Source organism: Microvirga arsenatis, from assembly GCF_009910705.1.
In the GTDB taxonomy this organism is placed as follows: Bacteria; Pseudomonadota; Alphaproteobacteria; order Rhizobiales; family Beijerinckiaceae; genus Microvirga; species Microvirga arsenatis.
The window spans coordinates 529,452-550,588 of the sequence record NZ_JAAAXJ010000002.1; the positions used below are offsets into that span (position 1 = coordinate 529,452).

Below are 21,137 nucleotides of genomic sequence, written 5' to 3' on the forward strand. Positions count from 1 at the left end.
GCTGACACCCCACGCTATGAACGAAGATCGAAGTCGCAGCGACCGCCCCGTCCGAACCCTCACGGAAACCGACGAGACACGCGACCACTGGTACGACCGGGTCCTGGTCCGGCTCGGCCTGAAGCCCCGCGAATCCATCCGCCACGATCTCGAGGACGCCCTCGAGGAGGCGGTGGAGGACACGGATTTCTCGCCCCAGGAGCGGGCGATGCTCAAGAACGTGCTCTCCTTCCACCGCATCCGGGTGGAGGACGTGATGGTGCCCCGCGCCGACATCGTGGCGGTCGCGTCCGAGACCAATCTCGGCGAGCTCCTGAGCCTGTTCCGCACCGCCGGCCACTCGCGCCTGCCGGTCTACGGCGAGACCCTGGACGATCCCAAGGGCATGGTCCACATCCGGGACTTCCTCGACTTCATCGCCATGCGCGCCGACAGCGGCGCCACCGAGGCGGGCGCCGGCGACGAGACCCGTCCGCCGAGCCTCGGCCAGATCGACCTTTCGATGACGCTGGCAGAAGCCAACATCCTGCGACCGGTGCTCTTCGTGCCGCGCTCCATGCCGGCCATCGACCTCCTGGTGCGGATGCAGGCGACGCGCACCCACATGGCCCTCGTGATCGACGAGTACGGCGGCACCGACGGCCTCGTCTCCATCGAGGACCTCGTGGAGATGGTGGTGGGCGACATCGAGGACGAGCACGACGAGGACGAGGGCGTCACCATCGCGGCCGCCGCCGACGGCACCTACATCGCCGATGCCCGCGCCAGCCTCGACGAGGTCAAGGAGACGCTCGGCGTCGATCTCACCGAGGAGGAGGGCGCCGAGGACATCGACACGATCGGCGGCTTCATCGCGACGCTGGCCGGCCGCGTGCCCTCCCGCAGCGAGGTGATCGTGGGTCCTGCGGGCCTCGAGTTCGAGGTGCTCGATGCGGATCCGCGGCGGGTGAAGAAGCTGCGCATCCACCGCCGCACCCCGGCGACGTCGGAGGTGGAAATCAGCGAGGGCCGGCCGCTCGCCCCGCGCTCCCAAAGCGCCGCGGCGGAATGAGCCCTCTGGCGAAACGGGCCATCCTCCTGCGGGGATGGCGCCGGTGGCTTGCGGCCTTCGCGGCCGGGGCGGTGGGCGCCCTGGCCATGCCGCCCTTCGGTTTCCTGCCCGCGCTCGTCCTCTCGCTCGTTCCCGCGATCTGGCTCCTCGATGGAACCGCCATCGAGGGCGCCTCCCGCTGGGGGGCGCTCAGGGCCGCCGCGCTCGTCGGCTGGTTCTGGGGCTTCGGCTATTTCGTTGCCGGGCTGTGGTGGCTCGGCGCCGCCTTCCTCGTGGAGGCGGACCTTTTCGCCTGGGCCATGCCCTTCGGGGTGCTGGGCCTGCCGGCGCTCCTCGCCTTCTTTCCCGCCTTCGGCTTTGCGCTCGCCCGCCTGCTCTGGCTGCGGGACGACCGGCGCATCCTGGCCTTCGCGTTCGGGATGACGATTGCCGAATGGCTGCGGGGCCATCTCTTCACCGGCTTTCCCTGGAACAGCCCGGGCATGGCCCTTGGCCAGAGCCTCTGGCTGATGCAGTCGGCCTCGCTCGTGGGCCTCTATGGCCTGACCTTCGCGAGCCTGTGCATCGGGGCGGCGCCGGCCGTGCTGCTCACGGGGCGGACCGCCCGCGGCCGCTGGCTCGCCCCGGGCCTGGCGGCGCTGGTTCTGCTCGCCATGGCGCTCTTCGGCCTGTGGCGCGTGCCCGCCGAGGCCTCGGCCACGGTTCCGGACGTGCGCCTGCGCATCATGCAGCCCAACCTGCCCCAGGACGCCAAGTTCAACCCGCGCAACCGCGAGCCGATCATGCGGCACTACCTCACCCTGAGCGCGAGCCGGGGAGGGAGCGGCGGCGCGGCGCCAACCCACATCCTCTGGCCGGAATCGGCCTTTCCCTTCCTGCTTCACCGCGACCCGGCCTCGCTCGCGCAGATCGCCGCCCTGCTTGAGCCCGGCTCCGTGCTGATCACCGGCGCCGCGCGCATGGACGAGCCCCTGCCGGGCGAGGCGGCGGGCAAGTTCTACAACGCGATCCAGGTGATCGACGACCGGGGCACCATCCTGAGCTCCTACGACAAGGTGCACCTGGTGCCCTTCGGCGAGTACGTGCCCCGGTTCCTCGATGCGCTGATCCGGGCCGTGGGCCTGCGCCAGTTCGTGCACATCCCGGGCGGCTTCGAGCCGGGCGAGCGGCGGGCCGCCCTGGCCGTGCCGGGCCTCCCGCCGGCAGCCGCCACGATCTGCTACGAGGCGATCTTCCCCGGCGGGATCCTGGGCGACGGGCCGCGTCCGAGCCTCATCCTGAACGTGACCAACGATGCCTGGTTCGGGCGGACCCCGGGCCCCCATCAGCACTTCGCGCAGGCGCGTCTGCGTGCCGTAGAGGAAGGCCTGCCTCTGGTGCGCGCCGCCAATACCGGAATCTCGGCCGTGGTCGATCCGTTCGGCCGGATCACAGGTCAAATTCCATTAGGGGTTGAGGGCGCTATGGATGCTTCTCTTCCGGTTGCGCAGCCTGCAACTCTTTATAGTCATTCCGGCAGGTTTTCTTTGACGGCCACGCTTGTGATCTGCTTAATGATCCTGGTCGTACGTCGTGGGCGCCAATCGCGTTTTTAGCAAATATACCATGCCCTTACGTTGCGTCGGAATTTGTCAGGAAGCGGGGCTCCATGAAGAAGTCGACCGGCTCGATCGATAGGGAAATCGGAAGCAGGGTGCGCATGCGCCGCGTTTCGATTGGCATGAGCCAAGAAAAGCTTGGCGATATGCTTGGCCTTACCTTCCAGCAGGTCCAGAAATACGAAAAGGGGATGAACCGGATCAGCGTGGCGCGTCTCGTGGAGATCGCCAAGATCCTCGGCGTCGACATCCACTTCTTCTTCAACGGCATCAAGTCCGGCGCAGGCTTCGCCGAGGAAGGCGCCCCTCCCTACGTGGCCGACGTCATGTCGACCCCGGAGGGCCTGCAGCTCGTGCGCAACTTCACCAGCATCAAGAGTTCCAAGGTCCGCAAGAGCATCGTTCAGCTCGTCGCCTCGCTCGCCGCCCAGGAGGAGGCGGAGCGTTCGTCATAACAAACACGTTCGCTTGACCTTTCCGCCTCCCTGCGGCATGAGCATGGACCCAGAGCCCGGGTTACGTGCCGGGGATTGGCTGAATCTCTCTTCATAGGACTATCTGCTGTGCGGCGGTCGAGCTATCTTTTCACGAGCGAGTCGGTGTCCGAGGGGCATCCGGACAAGGTCTGCGACCGGATCTCCGATGCCGTCGTCGACGCCTACCTGGCCGCCGAGCCGGAGGCCCGCGTGGCCTGCGAGACGCTCGCCACCACCAACCGCGTCGTCATCGCCGGCGAGGTGCGCGGCCCCGATTCCATCACCAAGGACAAGGTGATCGAGCTCGCCCGCGATGCCATCAAGGATATCGGCTACGAGCAGGACGGCTTCCACTGGAAGAACGCCGACATCGCGGTCTATCTCCACGCCCAGTCGGCGCATATCGCTCAGGGCGTCGACGCCTCCGGCAACAAGGACGAGGGCGCGGGCGACCAGGGCATCATGTTCGGCTATGCCTGCAACGAGACGCCCGAGCTGATGCCGGCGCCGATCTACTACGCCCACAAGATCCTCGAGAACCTCACCGCCGCCCGTAAAGGGAAGGTGGGCGACGCCGCCAAGCTCGGCCCGGATGCCAAGAGCCAGGTCACGGTGCGCTACGAGAACGGCCGGCCGGTGGCCGCCACCCAGATCGTGCTCTCGACCCAGCACCTGGACGAGAACCTCTCCTCGGACGACGTGCGCGCCATCGTCGAGCCCACCATCCGTCAGACCCTGCCCGAGGGCTGGATCTCGCCCGACACCATCTGGCACGTGAATCCCACCGGCAAGTTCGTGATCGGCGGACCGGACGGCGATTGCGGGCTGACCGGCCGCAAGATCATCGTCGACACCTATGGCGGCGCGGCTCCCCATGGCGGCGGCGCCTTCTCCGGCAAGGACCCCACCAAGGTGGACCGCTCGGCGGCCTATGCCGCGCGCTACCTCGCCAAGAACGTGGTGGCAGCGGGCCTCGCCGACAACTGCACCCTGCAGCTCTCCTACGCCATCGGCGTGGCCAAGCCCCTGTCGATCTACGTGGACCTCCACGGCACCGGCAAGGTGGACGAGGGCAAGCTCGAGGCGGTGCTCATGGACGTCATGGACCTCTCGCCCCGCGGCATCCGCACGCATCTGGGCCTCAACAAGCCGATCTACGCCCGCACCGCGGCCTATGGCCATTTCGGCCGCAAGCCCGATGCGGATGGCGGCTTCTCCTGGGAGCGCACGGACCTCGCCGACCGCCTCAAGGCGGCGTTCCGCTAAGAGCCGCTTCGGCGGGCCGAATGCAATTCGGCGCTCCTGTAATCCGACGCAAAGAGCCGGTTCCCCGTAAGGAGAATCGGCTCTCAATGCATCAGCCGACGTGATGAGCACCGGCCATTCGAGCAGATCGTGCTGACTTGAGGAGCATTTGTCCCATGAGCGAAGCCTCGGAACGCGCCGGCGCATTCTTCGGGCGCCGGAAGGGCAAGAAGCTTCGCGCCGGACAGGACGAACTCGTCCACACCCTGCTCCCTGCGATCCGCGTGGCCCCGGGGAGCGACCTGCCCGGTCAGTTCGCCAATCCGGCTGCGCGGGAAACCTGGCTCGAGATCGGCTTCGGCGGCGGCGAGCATCTCGCCGCCCAGGCCCGCACGCGCCGGGACGTGAACTTCGTCGGCTGCGAGCCCTTCGTGAACGGGATGGCGAAGCTCCTCGCCACGGTCCAGCAGGAAAGCCTCGACAACATCCGCGTCTGGGACGACGACGTCACCAAGCTCCTGCCCGCCCTTCCCGACGCCTCCTTCGACCGGGTCTACATCCTCTATCCCGACCCCTGGCCGAAGCGCCGGCAGCGCAAGCGCCGCCTCGTCTCGGACGAGATGCTCGCCATGCTCGCCCGCGTGATGAAGCCGGGCGGCGAGCTGCGGTTCGCCAGCGACATCGACGATTACATCGGCTGGGTGCTCGCCCGGGCCCTGCGCTCCTCGCATTTCCGCTGGACCGCGACCCGCGCCGACGACTGGCGCAAGCCCTATGACGGTTGGCCGGGCACCCGCTACGAGGCCAAGGCGATCCGCGAAGGCCGCGTGCCGAGCTACCTGACCTTCGTGCGCGTCTGAATTCTAAACCGCTGCCGGAGCGGCACGCTCGTCGCTCACCACCCCGCCGTCGACGAGGTGAATGCGCCGGTCCGCGCGGGCCGCGATGTCCATGTCGTGGGTGACCGCGATCACCGTCTTGCCGCGCTTCCTCACGAGGTCGCGGAGGATCTGGAACACCTGCTCCGAGCTCTTGCTGTCGAGGCTGCCGGTCGGCTCGTCGGCGAGCACCACATGGGGATCGTTGGCGAGCGCGCGGGCCACCGCCACCCGCTGGCGCTGGCCGCCGGAGAGCTGATCAGGCCGCTTGTCGAGATGGCCGGCCAGGCCCAGCTCCTCCAGGAGGCCCGCGGCGCGCTCCCGCATCTCCCGCGCGGAGAGGCGGCCCGCCTTGCGCATGGGCAGCTGCACGTTCTCCGAAACCGTGAACTCGGGCAGCAGGAAGTGGAACTGGAACACGAAGCCCAGCATCTCGAGCCGCAGGCGCGCAAGGGCATCGTCGTCCATGGCGGAGGTGTCCTGCCCGGCGATGCGCAAAGTCCCGCCCGTCGGGCGGTCGAGGAGCCCGAGGAGGTAGAGGAGCGACGACTTGCCGGAGCCGGATGGCCCGGTGATCGCGATGAATTCCCGCTCGCCCACGGTGAGCGACACGTCCCGCACCAGGGTCACCGGCACGGTGGCGGGCAGGATGCGGGTGAGATGCTCCGCCTCGATCAGTGCGCTCATGTGGCCCCCCGGATGATGTCGACCGGGTTGAGCCGCGCCGCCTGCCGCGCCGGCAGGTAGCCGGCCACGCCCGAGGAGATCAGCGCGAAGGCCGAGGCGATGGCGTAGTGCCAGGGGCTCCAGAACAGGGGCAGGCGGGTCAGCTCGCGTCCCACCCCCGCGCCCGAGAGCCTGAACTCCACCTGGGAGAGGGCGAAGCACAGGAGAAAGCCCACGAGCCAGCCGACCAGGGAGCCGGCCAGGCCGAGCGCCAGCCCCTCGACCAGGAACAGCCGGCGCATGTTTCCTTGCGTGAAGCCCAGCGATTTCAGGATCGCGATGTCTCGCGCCTTCTCGTGGGTGATGGTGGAGATGATGTTGAAGATGCCGAAGCCGGCCACCAGCAGGATCGCGCCCACGACCGTGTACATGACCACGTTGCGCACCACGAGGGCCTCCAGGAGCGATTCGTTCGCCTCCTGCCAGGGCACGGCCTTGTAGCCGAGCTCGGCCTCCGCCTGCCGGGCCACGCGGAGCGCAGCGTTCGGATCGTCCAGGCGCAGGCGGATGTCGTTGATCGCGTTGGGCCGCTCTGAGAGGATCTGGGCGCTTTTCAGGAGCACGTAGGTCTCGCCCTCGTCGCGGGCGGTGTTGCCCGTGTGGAAGAGCCCGACGATCCGGAAGCTGCGCGACTGCCCCGTGGGGGCCACCACCTGGATCGTGGTGCCGACCGTGGCGCCGAGCCTCCGGGCCAGCCCGTCGCCGACGATGATGTTGTTGCCCCCGGCGCGCAGGGCATCGAAGCTGCCCTGGACGAAATCCGCGGCCACCGACGACACCTGGGCCTCGATCTCGGGCTCGATGCCGACGATGGACACCCCCAGGTCCCGTCCCGCATAGCGCACCACGCCCTGCGTGCGCAGGCTCTGGGCCATGCGCCCCGGCACCCAGGAACGGAGGGAGGCGAAGGCGGCGGCGGGGTTGAGGATGCCGCGCCGGTCCTCCTTGGGCCGCAGGCCCTCGAACTGGGCCGCGGCGAAGAGATCCTCCGCCGGCTGGCGCCGGGCGGTGCGGCGCTCGTCGGTGATCTGCACGTGCGGCATGGTGTCGACGAGCTGGGCGATGAAGTCCTTTTCCGTGCCCTGCATCAGGGCCGCCATGGCGATGGAGAAGCCGACTCCCAGCGCCACCCCCAGGATCGCCACCACGGTCTGCCGGCCGCGCCCGGCGATGTGGGTGAGGGCGAGTTCGAGGATGAGGCGCATGCTAGCCCCGCCTCTCCGCGACCCTCGCCCCGTCGGCGAGATCGTCCGGGAAGGGGGCGATCACCCGCTCGGCCTCGCTCAGCCCCTCCAGGATCTGGGTGCTGCCGGCGCCGCGGATGCCCAGCTTCACCTCGCGCCTGCGGGCGATCCCGTCCTGCGCCACGAAGAGGGCGCTGCCGCGCAGCGCGCCCGTGGGCACGAGGAGCGCATCGGCAACGATGCGGGCGATCACGTTCACCTCCACCGTCATGCCGATCCGCAGCGGCGTGTCCGCCGGCAGGGACAGGTGGACCCGGTAGGTCTTGGCCACCGGATCGCCCTTCGGCGTGATCGAATCGACCTTCGCCTCGAGCGTCCGGTCGGGAAAGGCGTCGGCCTTGAGCACGGCGCGCTGGCCCACGGCGACGCGGGGGATGTCCTCCTCGTTCACCTCCGCCTCCACCTGCAGGGGCTTGGGCTCGCCGACCCAGAACAGCACCGTGCCGGGCTCGGCCACCTCCCCCACCTCGCCGTCCTGGCGCAGGACGATGCCGCTCACCGGAGCCCGCAGCACGTAGGATTCGAGCCGCGTCTCCTGGCCGGCGAGCAGGGCCTGGATCTGGCCGAGCTCGCTGCGGGCCCGGTCGAGGGCCTGCTCGCTGGCGACCCGGCGCTCCACGAGGGCGGCGATCCGTTCGTATTCCGCGGCGGTGAATTTCTGGCGGGCGCGCAGCTCGGCGAGGGCGGCCTCCGCCTGGCGGCTGTCGAGGCGGGCGAGCACGGCGCCGCGCTCCACCGCCTCGCCCTCGCAGTTGCACAGCTCCACGATGCGCTCGCGCAGGAGCGGCGTGACCTTGGCCCAGATGCGCGGCTCGACCGTGCCCGTGGCATAGACGATCTCGGCCGCCTCGCCGCGCCTGGGCGCCGCGAGGGCAACCTCCTGCGGCCGGCTGAAGCGCCAGGCGGCCGCTCCGGCTGCCAGCAGCACGGCCGCGAGAAGGAGCAGGCGGGACAGCTTCACGACACGACTCCCAAAGACCGCGCCTGTCTAGCACAGACCAAGCTGGGCCGCGATTGCGGAGCTTTCCGGAGGCGGCCCCCGAGCCTGTCGGACCGGAACGGATCCGCCGCCGGTCCGGTCCGGTTTCAGAACTCTTGCAATTTTCGGCTTGAATCGGTATATCTGCGTCGTCAGCTCTGGTTGCAGCGTCAAGCTGCTGGTCGAGAGTGGGCCCCACCGGGTCCGCTCTTTTTTATTGCCTTGAACGCCGGAGCGTGCGGAGAGCCATGACAAACGAACGCGACAAACGGCTGATCACGGAGAGCGGCGTCGCCGCCCGGGTGGCGGCCATCGTCGAGCCGGTGATCGAGGATCTGGGCTTCAACCTCGTGCGGGTGCGGGTCACCGGCGCCAACGGCTGCACCGTGCAGATCATGGCCGAGCGGCCGGACGGCACCATGTCGGTGAGCGACTGCGAGACCGTGAGCCGGGCGATCTCGCCGGTGCTCGACCTCGAGGATCCCATCGACCGGGCGTATCATCTCGAGATCTCCTCGCCGGGAATCGACCGCCCGCTGGTGCGCAGCAGCGACTTCGAGCGCTGGAGCGGCTACGAGGCGAAGGTGGAGATGGCCGTTCCGGTCGAGGGCCGCAAGCGCTTCCGGGGGCTGCTCCGGGGCGTGGAGAACGGGATGCTCACGATCGAGCTGCCCGACGTGAAGGAGGGCCTGGAGCCCATCGCCCGCGTTCCCCTGGCGGATGTGGGCGAGGCTCACCTCGTGCTGACCGACGAGTTGATCCGTGAATCGCTGCGCCGGGGAACGGCGCCGACCACGGACGAGCTTGATGAAGACACGGACGTGGTGGACGCGCCGGACGAGGCGCAGGACCCGTCCGACCAGACGAAACCGAATTAAGGAGCGACCTCGATGGCTATCAGCGCCAACAGGCTTGAACTCTTGCAGATCGCCGATGCGGTCGCCCGCGAGAAGGTGATCGACAAGCAGATCGTTCTCGACGCCATGGCGGACGCCATCGCCAAGGCGGCCCGGTCCCGCTACGGCGCGGAAACCGACATCCATGCGGAGATCCACCCGAAGACCGGCGAGCTGCGCCTGGCGCGCCACCTCCTGGTGGTCGAGGACGGCGCCGTGGAGAACGATTCCCGCGAGATCAGCCTCTCCGAGGCCCGCACCCGCCACAACCCGGCCGCCCAGGTGGGCGACGTGATCGCCGACACCCTGCCGCCCTTCGACTTCGGCCGCATCGCGGCGCAGTCCGCCAAGCAGGTGATCGTGCAGAAGGTGCGCGACGCCGAGCGCGACCGCCAGTACCAGGAGTACAAGGACCGCATCGGCGAGATCGTGAACGGCGCGGTCAAGCGCGTCGAGTACGGCAACGTGATCGTGGATCTCGGCCGCGGCGAGGCGATCATCCGCCGCGACGAGCTCATCCCCCGCGAGACCTTCCGCCCCGGCGACCGCATCCGCGCCTATCTCTTCGACGTGCGCCGCGAGGCGCGCGGGCCGCAGATCTTCCTGTCGCGCACCCATCCGCAGTTCATGGCGAAGCTCTTTGCCTCCGAGGTGCCGGAGATCTACGACGGCATCGTCACCGTGCAGGCCGTGGCCCGCGATCCGGGCTCCCGCGCCAAGATCGCCGTGACCTCGCGCGATTCCTCCATCGATCCCGTGGGTGCCTGCGTCGGCATGCGCGGCTCCCGCGTCCAGGCGGTGGTGGGCGAGCTCCAGGGCGAGAAGATCGACATCATTCCCTGGTCCCCCGACCAGGCGACCTTCATCGTCAACGCGCTCCAGCCCGCCGAGGTGGTCAAGGTGGTGCTCGACGAGGAGGCCGACCGCATCGAGGTGGTGGTGCCCAACGACCAGCTCTCGCTGGCCATCGGCCGCCGCGGCCAGAACGTGCGCCTCGCCTCGCAGCTCACCGGCTGGGACATCGACATCCTCACCGAGGCCGAGGAATCCGAGCGCCGTCAGAAGGAGTTCGCCGAGCGCACCGACCTGTTCATGAGCGCGCTCGACGTGGACGAGGTGGTGGGCCAGCTCCTCGCCTCCGAGGGCTTCCGCTCGGTCGAGGAGATCGCCTATGTGGATGCCTCCGAGCTCGCCTCCATCGAGGGCTTCGACGAGGACACCGCCGCCGAGATCCAGAGCCGCGCCCAGGATTATCTCGCCCGCATCGAGGCCGAGAACGAGGCCCGGCGCAAGGAGCTCGGCGTTGCCGACGAGCTGAAGGAGATCGACGGCGTCACCACCGCCATGCTGGTGGCCTTCGGCGAGAACGACATCAAGTCCGTCGAGGACCTGGCCGGCTGCGCCACCGACGATCTCGTCGGCTGGACGGAGGGCCGCGGCCCCGAGGCCACCCGCTACAAGGGGGCTCTCGACGGCTTCGACCTGTCCCGCGCCGAGGCGGAGGCCATGGTCATGGCAGCCCGCGTGAAGGCCGGCTGGATCGAGCAGCCCGAGGAAACCGTGGAGACCGAGGGATCGGCCGAAGAGGCCGAGACCGAGGCTCAGCCGTCCTAAAACGGCCATGAGGAAGCGAGGTCAGGACCTGTGCCGCGGCATGAACCGGAGCGCACCTGCATCGTCACCCGCGAGGCTCGAAGCCCCGCGGGCCTGATCCGCTTCGTCCTCGGGCCGGACGGCCAGGTGGTGCCCGACCTCCGGCACAAGCTGCCGGGCCGGGGCGTCTGGGTCACGGCCCGCCGCGGCATGGTGGAAGAGGCGGCCAAACGTCGCCTCTTCTCCCGCGCCTTCAAGGCCGAGGCCAGGGCTCCGGAGACCCTGGGCGAGGATATCGAGCGCCTTCTCCGGGACGACATGCGCCAGGGCCTGGCGCTCGCCAACAAGGCGGGCGCCGTGATCACGGGCTTCCACAAGGTGGAGGCCGCCTTGGCGGGCAAACCCGTCGTCGCCCTTATTCATGCCGCAGAGGCGGCGGAAGATGGGCGAAGAAAATTGGCGAACCAGTTGCGAAAACGCCTCGGCGAGGCAATATCAGGCTTTCCGGTCATTCAAGAGCTGTCCAACGACGAATTGGATTTGGCATTGGGCCGGTCACATGTGATACATGCTGCCCTCGTCGCGGGCGCTGGGAGCGACGGCTTTCTGAACCGCTGGCATCGTTACCGCTCCTATCGCGGCATCGAGGCCGATCAAACTGGCCTCGGAAACGAGACCGGCGAACCCAAGACTATGAAACCCGCAGGAACTGAGGCGGAATGACCGATACGAAAAACCAGGGCGACAAGACTCTTCATGTGTCGTCCAAGACGCTGTCTCTGAAGCGCCCCGTCGAACAGGGCGTGGTGCGCCAAAGCTTCTCCCACGGCCGGTCCAAGTCGGTCGTGGTGGAGACGGTGAAGCGTCGCCCTGCCGTTGGCCCCGGCGCGCCCAAGGAAGACAGGTCCGCGCCGCAGCAGGCGGCAGGCTCCGCGGCTGCGCCTAAGCCAGCCCCGGCCGCCGCGCCGAAGCCGGCGGCGCCCGCTCAGGGCGCCCGCCCGCAGCGGCCTGCCCCCAACACCCCCCGCTCCGGCGGCATGGTGCTGCAGACCCTGTCCGAGCAGGAGCGCGATGCGCGCCTGAACGCCCTTGCGGATGCCCGCCGCCGCGACGAGGAAGAGCGCCGCCGCCAGGCCGAGGAAGCCGCCCGCCGCGCCGAGCGCGAGGCCGCCGAGGCCAAGGAGCGCGAAGCCGCCGAAGCGCGCAAGCGCGAGGAGGAGGAGCGTCGCCGCCAGGACGAGGAGCGCAAGCGCCGCGCCGAGGACGAGGCCCGCCGCCGCCTGGGCGAGGAGGCCGCCCCGCGCCCCGCGCCGGGTGCCGCCCCCGCAGCCCGCACCGGCGCTCCGCGTCCGGAGGGCGGCCGCTTCGAGGGTCCGCGCCCGCCCCGCTCCGACGGTCCGCGTCCCGCCGGCCCGCGCTCGGACGGTCCCCGCACGGGTGGATTCCGCCCCGGCGTCGGCACCTCCGGCGGCCGTCCGCCGAGCCTGAACCACATGGCGCGCCCGGCCGCGCCGGTCGTCCCCGATCCGGAGACGGCCAAGCCCAAGACCCGCACCGCCGCCCCTGTCGCGGCCCGCGCCGTCGAGGTCGATGACGAGGAGGGCGTGCGCGCCCGGCGTTCCGGCGTCGCGGCCAAGCCCGCGGCCGTGCCGAAGGCGCCCAAGGCCGCTCCCGGCGAGGAAAAGCGCCGCGGCCGCCTGACCCTGACCAACGCGCTGGCCGGCGACGAGGAGCGGACCCGCTCGCTCGCCGCCTTCCGCCGCCGCAACCAGCGCCTCATGGGCCACCGCCAGGTGGAGCAGAAGGAAAAGATCGCCCGCGAGGTGACGATTCCGGAGACGATCACCATCCAGGAGCTCGCCAACCGCATGTCGGAGCGTGCCGTCGACGTGATCAAGTTCCTGATGAAGCAGGGACAGATGCACAAGATCACCGACGTGATCGATGCCGATACCGCGCAGCTCGTCGCGGAGGAGCTCGGCCACACGGTGAAGCGCGTCGCGGAATCGGACGTCGAGGAGGGCCTCTTCGACACCCCGGACACGGACGAGAATCTCGAGGCGCGGCCTCCGGTCGTGACCATCATGGGCCACGTCGACCACGGCAAGACCTCGCTGCTCGACGCGATCCGCAAGACCAACGTGGTCTCCGGCGAGGCCGGCGGCATCACGCAGCATATCGGCGCCTACCAGGTGACCTCGCCGCTCGGCGGCAAGATCACCTTCATCGACACCCCCGGCCACGCCGCCTTCACCGCCATGCGCGCCCGCGGCGCCAAGGTGACGGACATCGTCGTGCTCGTGGTGGCGGCGGATGACGGCGTCATGCCGCAGACCATCGAGGCGATCAACCACGCGCAGGCGGCCGGCGTGCCGCTGATCGTGGCGATCAACAAGGTGGACAAGCCCGACGCGAACCCGCAGCGGGTGCGCACCGAGCTGCTGCAGCACTCCATCGTCGTGGAATCCATGGGCGGCGAGACCCTCGAGTTCGAGGTCTCGGCCAAGACCGGCCAGGGCCTCGACAGCCTGCTCGAGGGCCTGCAGCTCCAGGCCGAGATCCTGGATCTCAAGGCCAACCCGGAGCGCTCGGCCGAAGGCACCGTCATCGAGGCGAAGCTCGATCGCGGCCGCGGCCCCGTGGCCACCGTGCTCGTCCAGCGCGGCACCCTCAGGACCGGCGACATCGTGGTGGCCGGCGCCGAATGGGGTCGCGTGCGCGCCCTGATCAACGATCTCGGCGCCGCCGTGAAGGAGGCCGGTCCCTCGGTCCCCGTCGAGGTGCTCGGCTTCAACGGCACGCCCGAGGCCGGCGACCGTGTCGCGGTGGTCGAGTCCGAGGCCCGCGCCCGCGAGATCACCGAGTACCGCGCCCGCCAGAAGCGCGAGCGTCAGGCGGCCCGCATGGGCTCGGCCGGACGCACGCTCGCCGACATGATGCGCGACCTCAAGGCCGGAGCGGGCCGCAAGGAGTTCCCGCTCGTGGTCCGGGCCGACGTGCAGGGCTCGGCGGAAGCGATCGTCGGCGCCCTCGAGAAGGTGGGCAACGAGGAAGTCGCAGCCCGCATCGTCCAGGCCGGCGTCGGCGGCATCTCGGAATCGGACGTGACCCTCGCGGAAGCGTCCGGCGCCATCATCCTCGCCTTCAACGTGCGCGCCCACAAGGAAGCGCGCGAGGCGGCCGAGCGTGCCGGCATCGAGATCCGCTACTACAACATCATCTACGACCTCGTGGATGACGTGAAGGCGGCCATGTCCGGCCTGCTCGCGCCGACGCTGCGCGAGGAGCGTCTCGGCGAGGCGCAGGTGCTCGAGGTGTTCAACGTGTCCAAGGTGGGCAAGATCGCCGGCTGCCGCGTCCTCGACGGCGTGGTCCAGCGCGGCGCCCATGTGCGCCTCATCCGCGACAACGTGGTGATCCACGAAGGCAGGCTGTCCCAGCTCAAGCGCTTCAAGGACGACGCCCGCGAGGTCACCTCGGGTCAGGAATGCGGCATGTCCTTCGAGAACTACCAGGACATGCGCGTCGGCGACCTCATCGAGTGCTACCGCGTGGAAGAGGTGAAGCGGTCGCTGTAAGCCGCTTCCATCCAACCGTCTGGAACATCCATCATGGCCGGGTCATTCCCGGCCATGATCCCTTTTGAACGATCCGGTCCAACCCCGGAGACAAGACAATGGCCAAACGTTTCGAACAGACCACCGGACCCTCCCAGCGCCAGCAGCGCGTGGCCGAGCTCGTGCGCCACGCACTGGCCGAGGTTCTCTCCCGCGGCGACCTGCAGGACGACGTGCTGACGAAGAACGTCATCACCATCCCCGAGGTGCGCATGTCGCCGGATCTCAAGCTCGCCACGGCTTACGTCATGCCCCTCGGTGGCCGGGACGAGGCGGCGGTGCTCAAGGCGCTCGAGAAGAACAAGAAGGTGCTGCGCCAGGAGGTCGCCCGCCGGGTGAACCTGAAGTTTGCCCCCGACCTGCGCTTCCGCCGCGACGAGAGCTTCGACGAGGCGGCCCGCATCGACGCGCTGCTGCGCTCCGAGCGCGTGGCGCGCGATACGCTCAAGCCCGCCTCCGACATCTCCGACGACGACAACGAGTAAGAGCCATGAGCGAAGAACGCCCGCAGCGGAGGCCGCACGGCGACCGCCCGAAGAAGCGCGACGTCAACGGCTGGATCATCCTCGACAAGGGGGTCGGCCTGACCTCGACCCATGCGGTGGCGGTGGTCAAGCGCAGCCTCTCCGCCAAGAAAGCGGGGCATGCCGGCACCCTCGACCCGCTCGCTTCCGGCATCCTGCCCATCGCGCTCGGCGAGGCCACCAAGACCGTTCCCTTCGTCATGGATGGGCGCAAGTCCTACGTGTTCACCGTGGCCTGGGGCGCGGAGACCACCACGGACGACACCGAGGGCGAGGTGGTCGAGCGCACGGATCGGCTGCCCGACCCGGCCGAGATCGAGGCCCTCCTGCCCCGATTCACCGGCCAGGTGCAGCAGGTGCCGCCGCGCTTTTCCGCCATCAAGATCGCCGGCGAGCGCGCCTATGACCTCGCCCGCGACGGCGAGGCGGTGGAGCTGCAGCCGCGCACGGTGCAGATCGACCGGCTCACCCTCGTCCATCACGACGGCAACCGCTCGGTGATCGAGGCCGATTGCGGCAAGGGCACCTATGTGCGGGCCATCGCCCGCGACCTCGGCCGAACCTTGGGCTGCCTCGGCCACATCGCGGCGCTGCGGCGCACCCGTGTCGGCCCCTTCACGGAGCAGGAGGCGGTGACGGTGGAGGATCTCGCCACCGATCCGGCGGCCCTGCGCCCCGTGGAGGCGGCCTTGAGCGAGATCCCGTCCATCCCGGTCAGCCGCGACATGGCCGGGCGCCTCATGCGCGGGCAGTCCATCATCCTGCGCGGACGCGAGGCGCCGCTGTCGGGCAAGGTCTATGCCACCTGCAACGGCGTTCTCATCGCCGTGGGCGACGTGGAGCGCGGCGAATTGGTGCCGCACCGGGTGTTCAACCTGGGCGGATAAACGCGTCATCCCGGGGTCGCGACGGCGGAACCCGGGACCGTTTCACGAATCCAGCGCCTTTCCCGTCCGGCGATCCCGGATCGGCTTGCGCCGTCCGGGATGACTGCATCGGATCTTACCGGTCGGCCTTCAGGCCCTGCGCCGAGCGCGTCAGGAACTTCTGGGTGATCGGCACGATCAGGTCGTAAACCGCCTGGGCAGTCTTCTCCTCCTCGCGCAGCGACTCCTGGAGAGCCGGGACGAACTTCTGGTTCCCGGAGGCTTCGGCCATGGCGATGAGGGACTTGTAGGACGCGATCTCGAAATTCTCGAAGGCGTGGTTGGCGAAGGTGTTTTTCAGAACCTCGTCGGCCATCGGCATGTGGCCGACGGCGGCCAGATTGGCCATGAACTGGGTGGCCATGTCCTTCAGGATCGAGCGATCCGCACCGAAGCTGTGCAGAGCCTCGTCGAGGCGGCGGATCTGCCCTTCCGTCTCGGTGATGTGCCGGCGCAGCAGGTCGGACATCTCCGGATAGTTTTCGAACCGCTCGACCTGCCGCTCCATGAGCTGGATGGCCTGCTTCTCGAGGGCGTGAGCGTTTTCCAGGCCGGTGATGAAGATGTTGCGGATGTCCTCGGAGGACGTCAGGTCGGCCATGCCGGTGGTGGCAGTCATGATGGGGCTTCCTATCTTGGGGGTCTCCGGTTCACCAACCGCAACCCGGAAGACTTGTTCCGCCCGCGTTTGTCGCAAGCGGCGCATCCTATTGCTCCGCTTGGGAAAAACGATTTCTCTGGCACTTCACCGCATTTCGTGTATGGTGCGCCATCTCTTCGAAGGCCTGATCCCTCGAAGAAGACGCGTCCGGGTTCGGACCGCGCTGGACGACATCCCGGCCCGGCCCTTCCGGACGAGCGGACCCGAGGCTCCTTGAAGCCCACGGTCTTACACAACACACCAACCTGAAAGGACTGACGATGTCGATCACGGCTGAGCGCAAGACCGCGCTTGTCAAGGAATTCGCCCAGAAGGCTGGCGATACCGGCTCCCCCGAGGTGCAGGTCGCCATTCTCACCGAGCGGATCAACAACCTGACCGGCCACTTCAAGACCCACACGAAGGACAACCATTCCCGTCGTGGCCTCCTGAAGCTGGTGTCGCAGCGCCGCTCGCTCCTCGACTACCTGAAGAAGAAGGACGAGGGTCGCTACCGCACGCTGATCGAGAAGCTCGGCATCCGCCGCTAAGCTTTTCGTGAAAGAACTTCCGTCCGGAGCCCGGCTCCGGACGGCCTCCACACCGGTACGGGCCACAAGGCCACGGTGTTTTTACGAAGGAGGCGGCAGACGCGATGACCATGGCAGGATCGCAAGAGGCTTCACCAGGCGGGCATGCCCTGCCGCGGAGCCTCTTGCCGTCTTGCTCATGGCATCGGGCCCCGCCTCGGCTGTCATGAAAGACTGAACCTATGTTCGATATCCAACGCGAAGAACTGATCTGGGCCGGGCGCAAGCTCGTGCTCGAAACGGGCAAGATGGCCCGCCAGGCCGACGGCGCCGTCGTCGCCTCCTACGGCGAGACCACCGTCCTCGCCACCGTCGTCTCGGCCAAGGAGCCGAAGCCCGGCGTCGACTTCTTCCCGCTCACGGTGAACTACCAGGAGCGCGCCTACGCCGCCGGCCGCATCCCGGGCGGCTACTTCAAGCGCGAGGGCCGTCCGACCGAGAAGGAGACCCTGGTCTCCCGCCTCATCGACCGCCCGATCCGCCCCCTCTTCGTCGAGGGCTACCGCAACGACACGCAGGTCGTCGTGACCGTGCTCTCGCACGATCTCGAGAACGACCCGGACGTCGTCGCCATGGTGGCGGCGTCTGCCGCCCTCACCCTCTCCGGCGTGCCCTTCATGGGCCCGGTGGGCGCCGCCCGCGTCGGCTACATCAACGGCCAGTACAAGCTGAACCCGCCGCTGCAGGAGATGGAGCAATCCTCCCTCGACCTCGTGGTCGCCGGCACGACCGATGCCGTGCTGATGGTCGAGTCCGAGGCGAAGGAACTGCCCGAGGACGTGATGCTCGGCGCCGTGATGTTCGGCCACAAGCACTTCCAGCCGGTGATCGAGGCCATCATCCGCCTCGCCGAGAAGGCCGCCAAGGAGCCGCGCGACTACCAGCCGGCCGACATGTCCGAGGTGGAGAAGGCCGTTCTCGCCATCGCCGAGAAGGACCTGCGCGAGGCCTACAAGATCACCCGGAAGCAGGACCGCTACGCCGCCGTCGACGCCGTGAAGGCGAAGGTGATGGCCGAGCTTCTTCCCCCCGACGGCGAGCCGAAGTTCGATCCGGAGCAGGTGAAGGCCGTGTTCAAGGAGGCCCAGGCCAAGGTGGTGCGCTGGAACATCCTCGACGAGGGCAAGCGCATCGACGGCCGCGACCTCAAGACCGTCCGCCCGATCCTGGCGGAAGTCGGCGTCCTGCCGCGCACCCACGGCTCGGCCGTGTTCACCCGCGGCGAGACGCAGGCTCTCGTGGTGACCACGCTCGGCACCGGCGAGGACGAGCAGTTCATCGACGAGCTTGAGGGCACCCGCAAGGAGACCTTCCTGCTGCACTACAACTTCCCGCCCTATTCCGTGGGCGAGACGGGCCGCATGGGCTCGCCCGGCCGCCGCGAGATCGGCCACGGCAAGCTCGCCTGGCGCGCCATCCACCCGATGCTGCCGGCCGCGCACGAGTTCCCCTACACGATCCGCGTCGTGTCGGAGATCACCGAGTCGAACGGCTCCTCCTCCATGGCCACGGTCTGCGGCGCCTCGCTGGCGCTGATGGATGCGGGCGTGCCCCTGCGCCGTCCGGTGGCGGGCATCGCCATGGGCCTCATCCTCGAGGGTGAGCGCTTCGCGGTCCTGTCCGACATCCTCGGCGACGAGGACCACCTCGGCGACATGGACTTCAAGGTGGCCGGAACGGAGCAGGGCATCACCTCGCTCCAGATGGACATCAAGATCGCCGGCATCACGGAAGAGATCATGCGCGTCGCGCTCGAGCAGGCTCAGGCCGGCCGCACGCACATCCTCGCCGAGATGAACAAGGCCCTCACCGCCCCGCGCGCCGAGCTCGGCGAGCATGCCCCGCGCATCGAGACGATGCAGATCCCGGTCGACAAGATCCGCGAGGTCATCGGCTCGGGCGGCAAGGTCATCCGCGAGATCGTGGAGAAGACCGGCGCCAAGATCGACATCAACGACGACGGCCTCATCAAGATCGCCTCCGCCGACGGCAAGTCGATCAAGGCCGCCTACAACTGGATCCGCTCCATCGTGGCGGAGCCGGAAGTGGGCGTGATCTACGACGGCACCGTGGTGAAGGTGATGGAGTTCGGCGCCTTCGTGAACTTCTTCGGTTCCCGCGACGGCCTCGTGCACATCTCGGAGCTCGCCAGGAACCGCGTCGCCAAGGTCACGGACGTGGTCAAGGAAGGCGACAAGGTGAAGGTGAAGTTTTTGGGCATGGACGAGCGCGGCAAGGTCCGCCTCTCCATGAAGGTGGTCAACCAGGAAACTGGCGAGGACATCACCGAGCAGCTCAAGGCCGAACGCGACGCCGAGCGTGCCCAGCGCGACCAGCAGAAGCAGGCGGCGGGCGAGTAACTGGCTTTTAGCCTGACTACGAACAGAAAAGGCGCGGCTCCGGCCGCGCCTTTTTCTTTGCTCCAATGAGATGTCGCTGGTGATCACCGCACGAGGCTCCCCACCTCCGGAATGATCCAGCTCCCCAAGGGTGCGGCCCGGCCGCGGATGGGGACGATCTGGCGGCTGTGGCCGGAGAGGTCGAGGCCGGCGCGGGTGGCGAGGTCCTCGGAGATCACGAGCTCGGCGTCGAGCTCCTTGGCCAGGCCCTCCAGGCGGCTGGCCGCATTGATGGTGTCGCCCACCGCCGTGAGGCTGGTGGCCTGGCCGTAGCCCATCTGGCCGATGATGGCGGGGCCCGCGTGCAGCGCCATGGCGATGCGCAGGGGCTGCTCGAACTCGCTGGCGTAATCCTCGTTGAGGCGGGCGAGCCCCGCCCTGATCCGGAGCGCCGCATCCAGCGCCTGGCGGGCCGCCTCCTGCGGGGTGGTGCGCAGGCCGAAGAGGGCGAGCACCCCGTCGCCGATGAACTTGTCGATATGCCCGCCCGCATCCTCCACCGCCTCGCCCACCGTCTCGAAGTAGCGGTTGAGGATGAACACCGTGTCGAAGGGCAGACGCTTCTCGGTGAGGCCGGTGAAGCCGCGCAGGTCGCAGAACAGCACCGCGACCTCCCTCTCCTGCCCCTGGGCGCGGCCGCCGCGCAGGAGCGATCCGACCCCGTTGCGCCCCGTGGAGAGAATCGGCACCACCGCGAGGTCGTGGGTGGGCCTGAGCTGGCAGGCGAGCCTCACGTTGGGTCCTGCCTTGATGCGCGCCAGCGTTCCGCGCTCCTGGGCCGTCGGCGGCGGCTGATCCTCGAGCCCCTCGATCACGCGCACCCGGCAGGTGGAGCAGCGGCCGCGACCGCCGCAGACCGACAGGTGGGGGATGCCGATCGTGCGGCTCGCCTCCAGGACGCTGAAGCCCAGGGGCACCGTGGCGGCCTGATTGTTGGGATAGGAGATCCGGATCCGCCGGGACCAGAACGGCAGGCGGCGCACCAGGCGGGCGAGCAGCGTTCCCGCGAGAAGCCCGCCGAAGAACGCATAAAGCCCCTGGGCGATCGCGGGCAGCCGGTCGGAGACGGGCACGGCCGGAACGGCGAAGCGCTCCGGCGCGGCGGCGATCTCCTGCCCGGCCTCGGCGAAGCCGATGAGCGCCAGGACCGGCACCAGCAGAGCCCCCGTGTAGAGGGTGAGCGCGTAGATGGGAAACCAGGGTTTCGGGCGCAGCCAGAAGTAAAGGCCCAGGCATCCGTGCAGCCAGGCGACGACCAGAACCGCCGCCTGCCGGGCTCCGGCTCCCGGGCTCAGAAGCCAGAGATTGCGCACCACCTCCGGATAGCCCGAATCGTGGCCGGTAAGCGCCCATTCGATCCGGGTCCCCGTCACATGGGCGACGAGGAGGAAGGGCAGGCTCAGGCCCAGGGTGAGCTGCGCCGCCTCCCGCAGCGGCATGCGCAGGGTGCGGCGGCGGTAGAGCGCCTGCAGGGCCAGCCCGAAATGCAGCAGGACGGAGCCGTAGAGCAGGATCGTGCCGACCGGGTTGCGCCACAGCCGGTTGAACCAGGCGCGCCCCGCCTCCATCGCCTCGACGGAGACGAGGCCCAGGGCATGGTTGCTGAAATGGGTGAGCAGGAAGGTGGCGAGCACGAGCCCCGTGCCGAGGCGGATCTCGCGCCAGGGAATCGCGGCCTCGAACGGGGCCGCCTCGGATCCGGGTCGTTTCGGGGGCTGCTTCATCTGGGATGACGGTCGCGATCCTGCCTCGGCT

At 68.8% G+C, this 21,137-nt stretch carries 18 protein-coding genes; 13 read left to right on the forward strand and 5 right to left on the reverse strand.

Annotation, left to right across the window (positions count from 1 at the left end; all coding sequences use genetic code 11):
• The first annotated feature begins 16 nt into the window (after positions 1 to 16).
• The 5 genes from GR303_RS05825 (at position 17) to trmB (ending at position 5,230) form a co-directional block, all read left to right on the forward strand.
• The gene (locus GR303_RS05825; protein ID WP_161726355.1) at positions 17 to 1,051 is read left to right on the forward strand and encodes a hemolysin family protein; all 1,035 of its coding nucleotides are present in this window, start codon (positions 17 to 19) and stop codon (positions 1,049 to 1,051) included.
• Positions 1,048 to 2,646, forward strand: a complete 1,599-nt coding sequence (gene lnt, locus GR303_RS05830; protein ID WP_161726357.1) for an apolipoprotein N-acyltransferase — start codon at positions 1,048 to 1,050, stop codon at positions 2,644 to 2,646. Before GR303_RS05825 ends, lnt begins: the two co-directional genes overlap by 4 nt.
• Positions 2,647 to 2,699: 53 nt before the next feature.
• The gene (locus GR303_RS05835) at positions 2,700 to 3,104 is read left to right on the forward strand and encodes a helix-turn-helix domain-containing protein (RefSeq protein ID WP_161726358.1); all 405 of its coding nucleotides are present in this window, start codon (positions 2,700 to 2,702) and stop codon (positions 3,102 to 3,104) included.
• A gap of 108 nt (positions 3,105 to 3,212) precedes the next feature.
• Complete coding sequence (gene metK, locus GR303_RS05840) at positions 3,213 to 4,391, forward strand: methionine adenosyltransferase (protein WP_161726360.1); 1,179 nt, start codon at positions 3,213 to 3,215, stop codon at positions 4,389 to 4,391.
• 155 nt (positions 4,392 to 4,546) lie between these two features.
• Positions 4,547 to 5,230: a tRNA (guanine(46)-N(7))-methyltransferase TrmB gene (trmB, locus tag GR303_RS05845; RefSeq protein WP_161726362.1), complete on the forward strand. Its 684-nt coding sequence runs from the start codon at positions 4,547 to 4,549 to the stop codon at positions 5,228 to 5,230.
• A 3-nt stretch (positions 5,231 to 5,233) separates the two neighbouring features.
• Here the strand turns inward: trmB and GR303_RS05850 are convergent, their stop codons facing one another.
• The 3 genes from GR303_RS05850 to GR303_RS05860 are packed head-to-tail and all read right to left on the reverse strand — an operon-like array spanning position 5,234 to position 8,179.
• Positions 5,234 to 5,935 (reverse strand): ABC transporter ATP-binding protein, encoded by a 702-nt coding sequence (locus GR303_RS05850; protein ID WP_161726364.1) that lies wholly within the window; start codon positions 5,933 to 5,935, stop codon positions 5,234 to 5,236.
• The gene (locus tag GR303_RS05855) at positions 5,932 to 7,179 is read right to left on the reverse strand and encodes an ABC transporter permease (protein WP_161726365.1); all 1,248 of its coding nucleotides are present in this window, start codon (positions 7,177 to 7,179) and stop codon (positions 5,932 to 5,934) included. The genes GR303_RS05850 and GR303_RS05855 overlap by 4 nt, the downstream gene beginning before the upstream one ends.
• 1 nt (position 7,180) lies before the next feature.
• On the reverse strand, positions 7,181 to 8,179 hold the full coding sequence (locus tag GR303_RS05860) for an efflux RND transporter periplasmic adaptor subunit (RefSeq protein ID WP_161726367.1): 999 nt from the start codon (positions 8,177 to 8,179) through the stop codon (positions 7,181 to 7,183).
• Between the two features lie 266 nt (positions 8,180 to 8,445).
• Between GR303_RS05860 and rimP the strand changes: the two genes are divergently transcribed.
• The 6 genes from rimP to truB all read left to right on the forward strand — a co-directional run bounded on the left by rimP (position 8,446) and on the right by truB (position 15,714).
• Positions 8,446 to 9,075 (forward strand): ribosome maturation factor RimP, encoded by a 630-nt coding sequence (rimP, locus tag GR303_RS05865; RefSeq protein ID WP_161726369.1) that lies wholly within the window; start codon positions 8,446 to 8,448, stop codon positions 9,073 to 9,075.
• A gap of 12 nt (positions 9,076 to 9,087) precedes the next feature.
• A complete protein-coding gene (gene nusA / locus GR303_RS05870; protein WP_161726371.1) occupies positions 9,088 to 10,707 on the forward strand; it encodes a transcription termination factor NusA in 1,620 nt (539 codons plus the stop codon).
• Positions 10,708 to 10,737: 30 nt separating this feature from the next.
• Entirely contained in the window at positions 10,738 to 11,409 is a 672-nt protein-coding gene (locus tag GR303_RS05875) for an RNA-binding protein (protein ID WP_161726372.1), read from the forward strand.
• A complete protein-coding gene (gene infB / locus GR303_RS05880; protein WP_161747574.1) occupies positions 11,406 to 14,264 on the forward strand; it encodes a translation initiation factor IF-2 in 2,859 nt (952 codons plus the stop codon). Before GR303_RS05875 ends, infB begins: the two co-directional genes overlap by 4 nt.
• Before the next feature lie 98 nt (positions 14,265 to 14,362).
• Complete coding sequence (rbfA, locus tag GR303_RS05885) at positions 14,363 to 14,788, forward strand: 30S ribosome-binding factor RbfA (protein ID WP_161725513.1); 426 nt, start codon at positions 14,363 to 14,365, stop codon at positions 14,786 to 14,788.
• 5 nt (positions 14,789 to 14,793) lie between these two features.
• Positions 14,794 to 15,714, forward strand: coding sequence for a tRNA pseudouridine(55) synthase TruB (truB, locus tag GR303_RS05890; RefSeq protein WP_161725512.1), 921 nt, complete (start codon positions 14,794 to 14,796; stop codon positions 15,712 to 15,714).
• A gap of 115 nt (positions 15,715 to 15,829) precedes the next feature.
• On the opposite strand, the gene GR303_RS05895 is transcribed toward truB, so the two are convergent.
• On the reverse strand, positions 15,830 to 16,372 hold the full coding sequence (locus tag GR303_RS05895; RefSeq protein WP_161725511.1) for a ferritin-like domain-containing protein: 543 nt from the start codon (positions 16,370 to 16,372) through the stop codon (positions 15,830 to 15,832).
• 302 nt (positions 16,373 to 16,674) lie between these two features.
• Between GR303_RS05895 and rpsO the strand changes: the two genes are divergently transcribed.
• Positions 16,675 to 16,944 carry a 30S ribosomal protein S15 gene (gene rpsO / locus GR303_RS05900; RefSeq protein WP_161725510.1) on the forward strand — a complete coding sequence of 90 codons (270 nt, stop codon included), beginning with the start codon at positions 16,675 to 16,677 and terminating at the stop codon, positions 16,942 to 16,944.
• A 221-nt stretch (positions 16,945 to 17,165) separates the two neighbouring features.
• Positions 17,166 to 19,343, forward strand: coding sequence for a polyribonucleotide nucleotidyltransferase (gene pnp / locus GR303_RS05905; protein WP_161725509.1), 2,178 nt, complete (start codon positions 17,166 to 17,168; stop codon positions 19,341 to 19,343).
• Positions 19,344 to 19,426: 83 nt separating this feature from the next.
• Here pnp and GR303_RS05910 read toward each other — a convergent pair whose 3' ends face one another.
• Complete coding sequence (locus GR303_RS05910) at positions 19,427 to 21,106, reverse strand: adenylate/guanylate cyclase domain-containing protein (RefSeq protein ID WP_161725508.1); 1,680 nt, start codon at positions 21,104 to 21,106, stop codon at positions 19,427 to 19,429.
• Positions 21,107 to 21,137: the final 31 nt, after the last annotated feature.

Coding starts and splice junctions, on each gene's coding strand:
- GR303_RS05825 (WP_161726355.1), top strand. CDS start 17: ATGAACGAAGATCGAAGTCGCAGCGACCGCCCCGTCCGAACCCTCACG.
- lnt (WP_161726357.1), top strand. CDS start 1,048: ATGAGCCCTCTGGCGAAACGGGCCATCCTCCTGCGGGGATGGCGCCGG.
- GR303_RS05835 (WP_161726358.1), top strand. CDS start 2,700: ATGAAGAAGTCGACCGGCTCGATCGATAGGGAAATCGGAAGCAGGGTG.
- trmB (WP_161726362.1), top strand. CDS start 4,547: ATGAGCGAAGCCTCGGAACGCGCCGGCGCATTCTTCGGGCGCCGGAAG.
- GR303_RS05850 (WP_161726364.1), bottom strand. CDS start 5,935: ATGAGCGCACTGATCGAGGCGGAGCATCTCACCCGCATCCTGCCCGCC.
- GR303_RS05855 (WP_161726365.1), bottom strand. CDS start 7,179: ATGCGCCTCATCCTCGAACTCGCCCTCACCCACATCGCCGGGCGCGGC.
- rimP (WP_161726369.1), top strand. CDS start 8,446: ATGACAAACGAACGCGACAAACGGCTGATCACGGAGAGCGGCGTCGCC.
- nusA (WP_161726371.1), top strand. CDS start 9,088: ATGGCTATCAGCGCCAACAGGCTTGAACTCTTGCAGATCGCCGATGCG.
- infB (WP_161747574.1), top strand. CDS start 11,406: ATGACCGATACGAAAAACCAGGGCGACAAGACTCTTCATGTGTCGTCC.
- rbfA (WP_161725513.1), top strand. CDS start 14,363: ATGGCCAAACGTTTCGAACAGACCACCGGACCCTCCCAGCGCCAGCAG.
- truB (WP_161725512.1), top strand. CDS start 14,794: ATGAGCGAAGAACGCCCGCAGCGGAGGCCGCACGGCGACCGCCCGAAG.
- GR303_RS05895 (WP_161725511.1), bottom strand. CDS start 16,372: ATGACTGCCACCACCGGCATGGCCGACCTGACGTCCTCCGAGGACATC.
- rpsO (WP_161725510.1), top strand. CDS start 16,675: ATGTCGATCACGGCTGAGCGCAAGACCGCGCTTGTCAAGGAATTCGCC.
- pnp (WP_161725509.1), top strand. CDS start 17,166: ATGTTCGATATCCAACGCGAAGAACTGATCTGGGCCGGGCGCAAGCTC.
- GR303_RS05910 (WP_161725508.1), bottom strand. CDS start 21,106: ATGAAGCAGCCCCCGAAACGACCCGGATCCGAGGCGGCCCCGTTCGAG.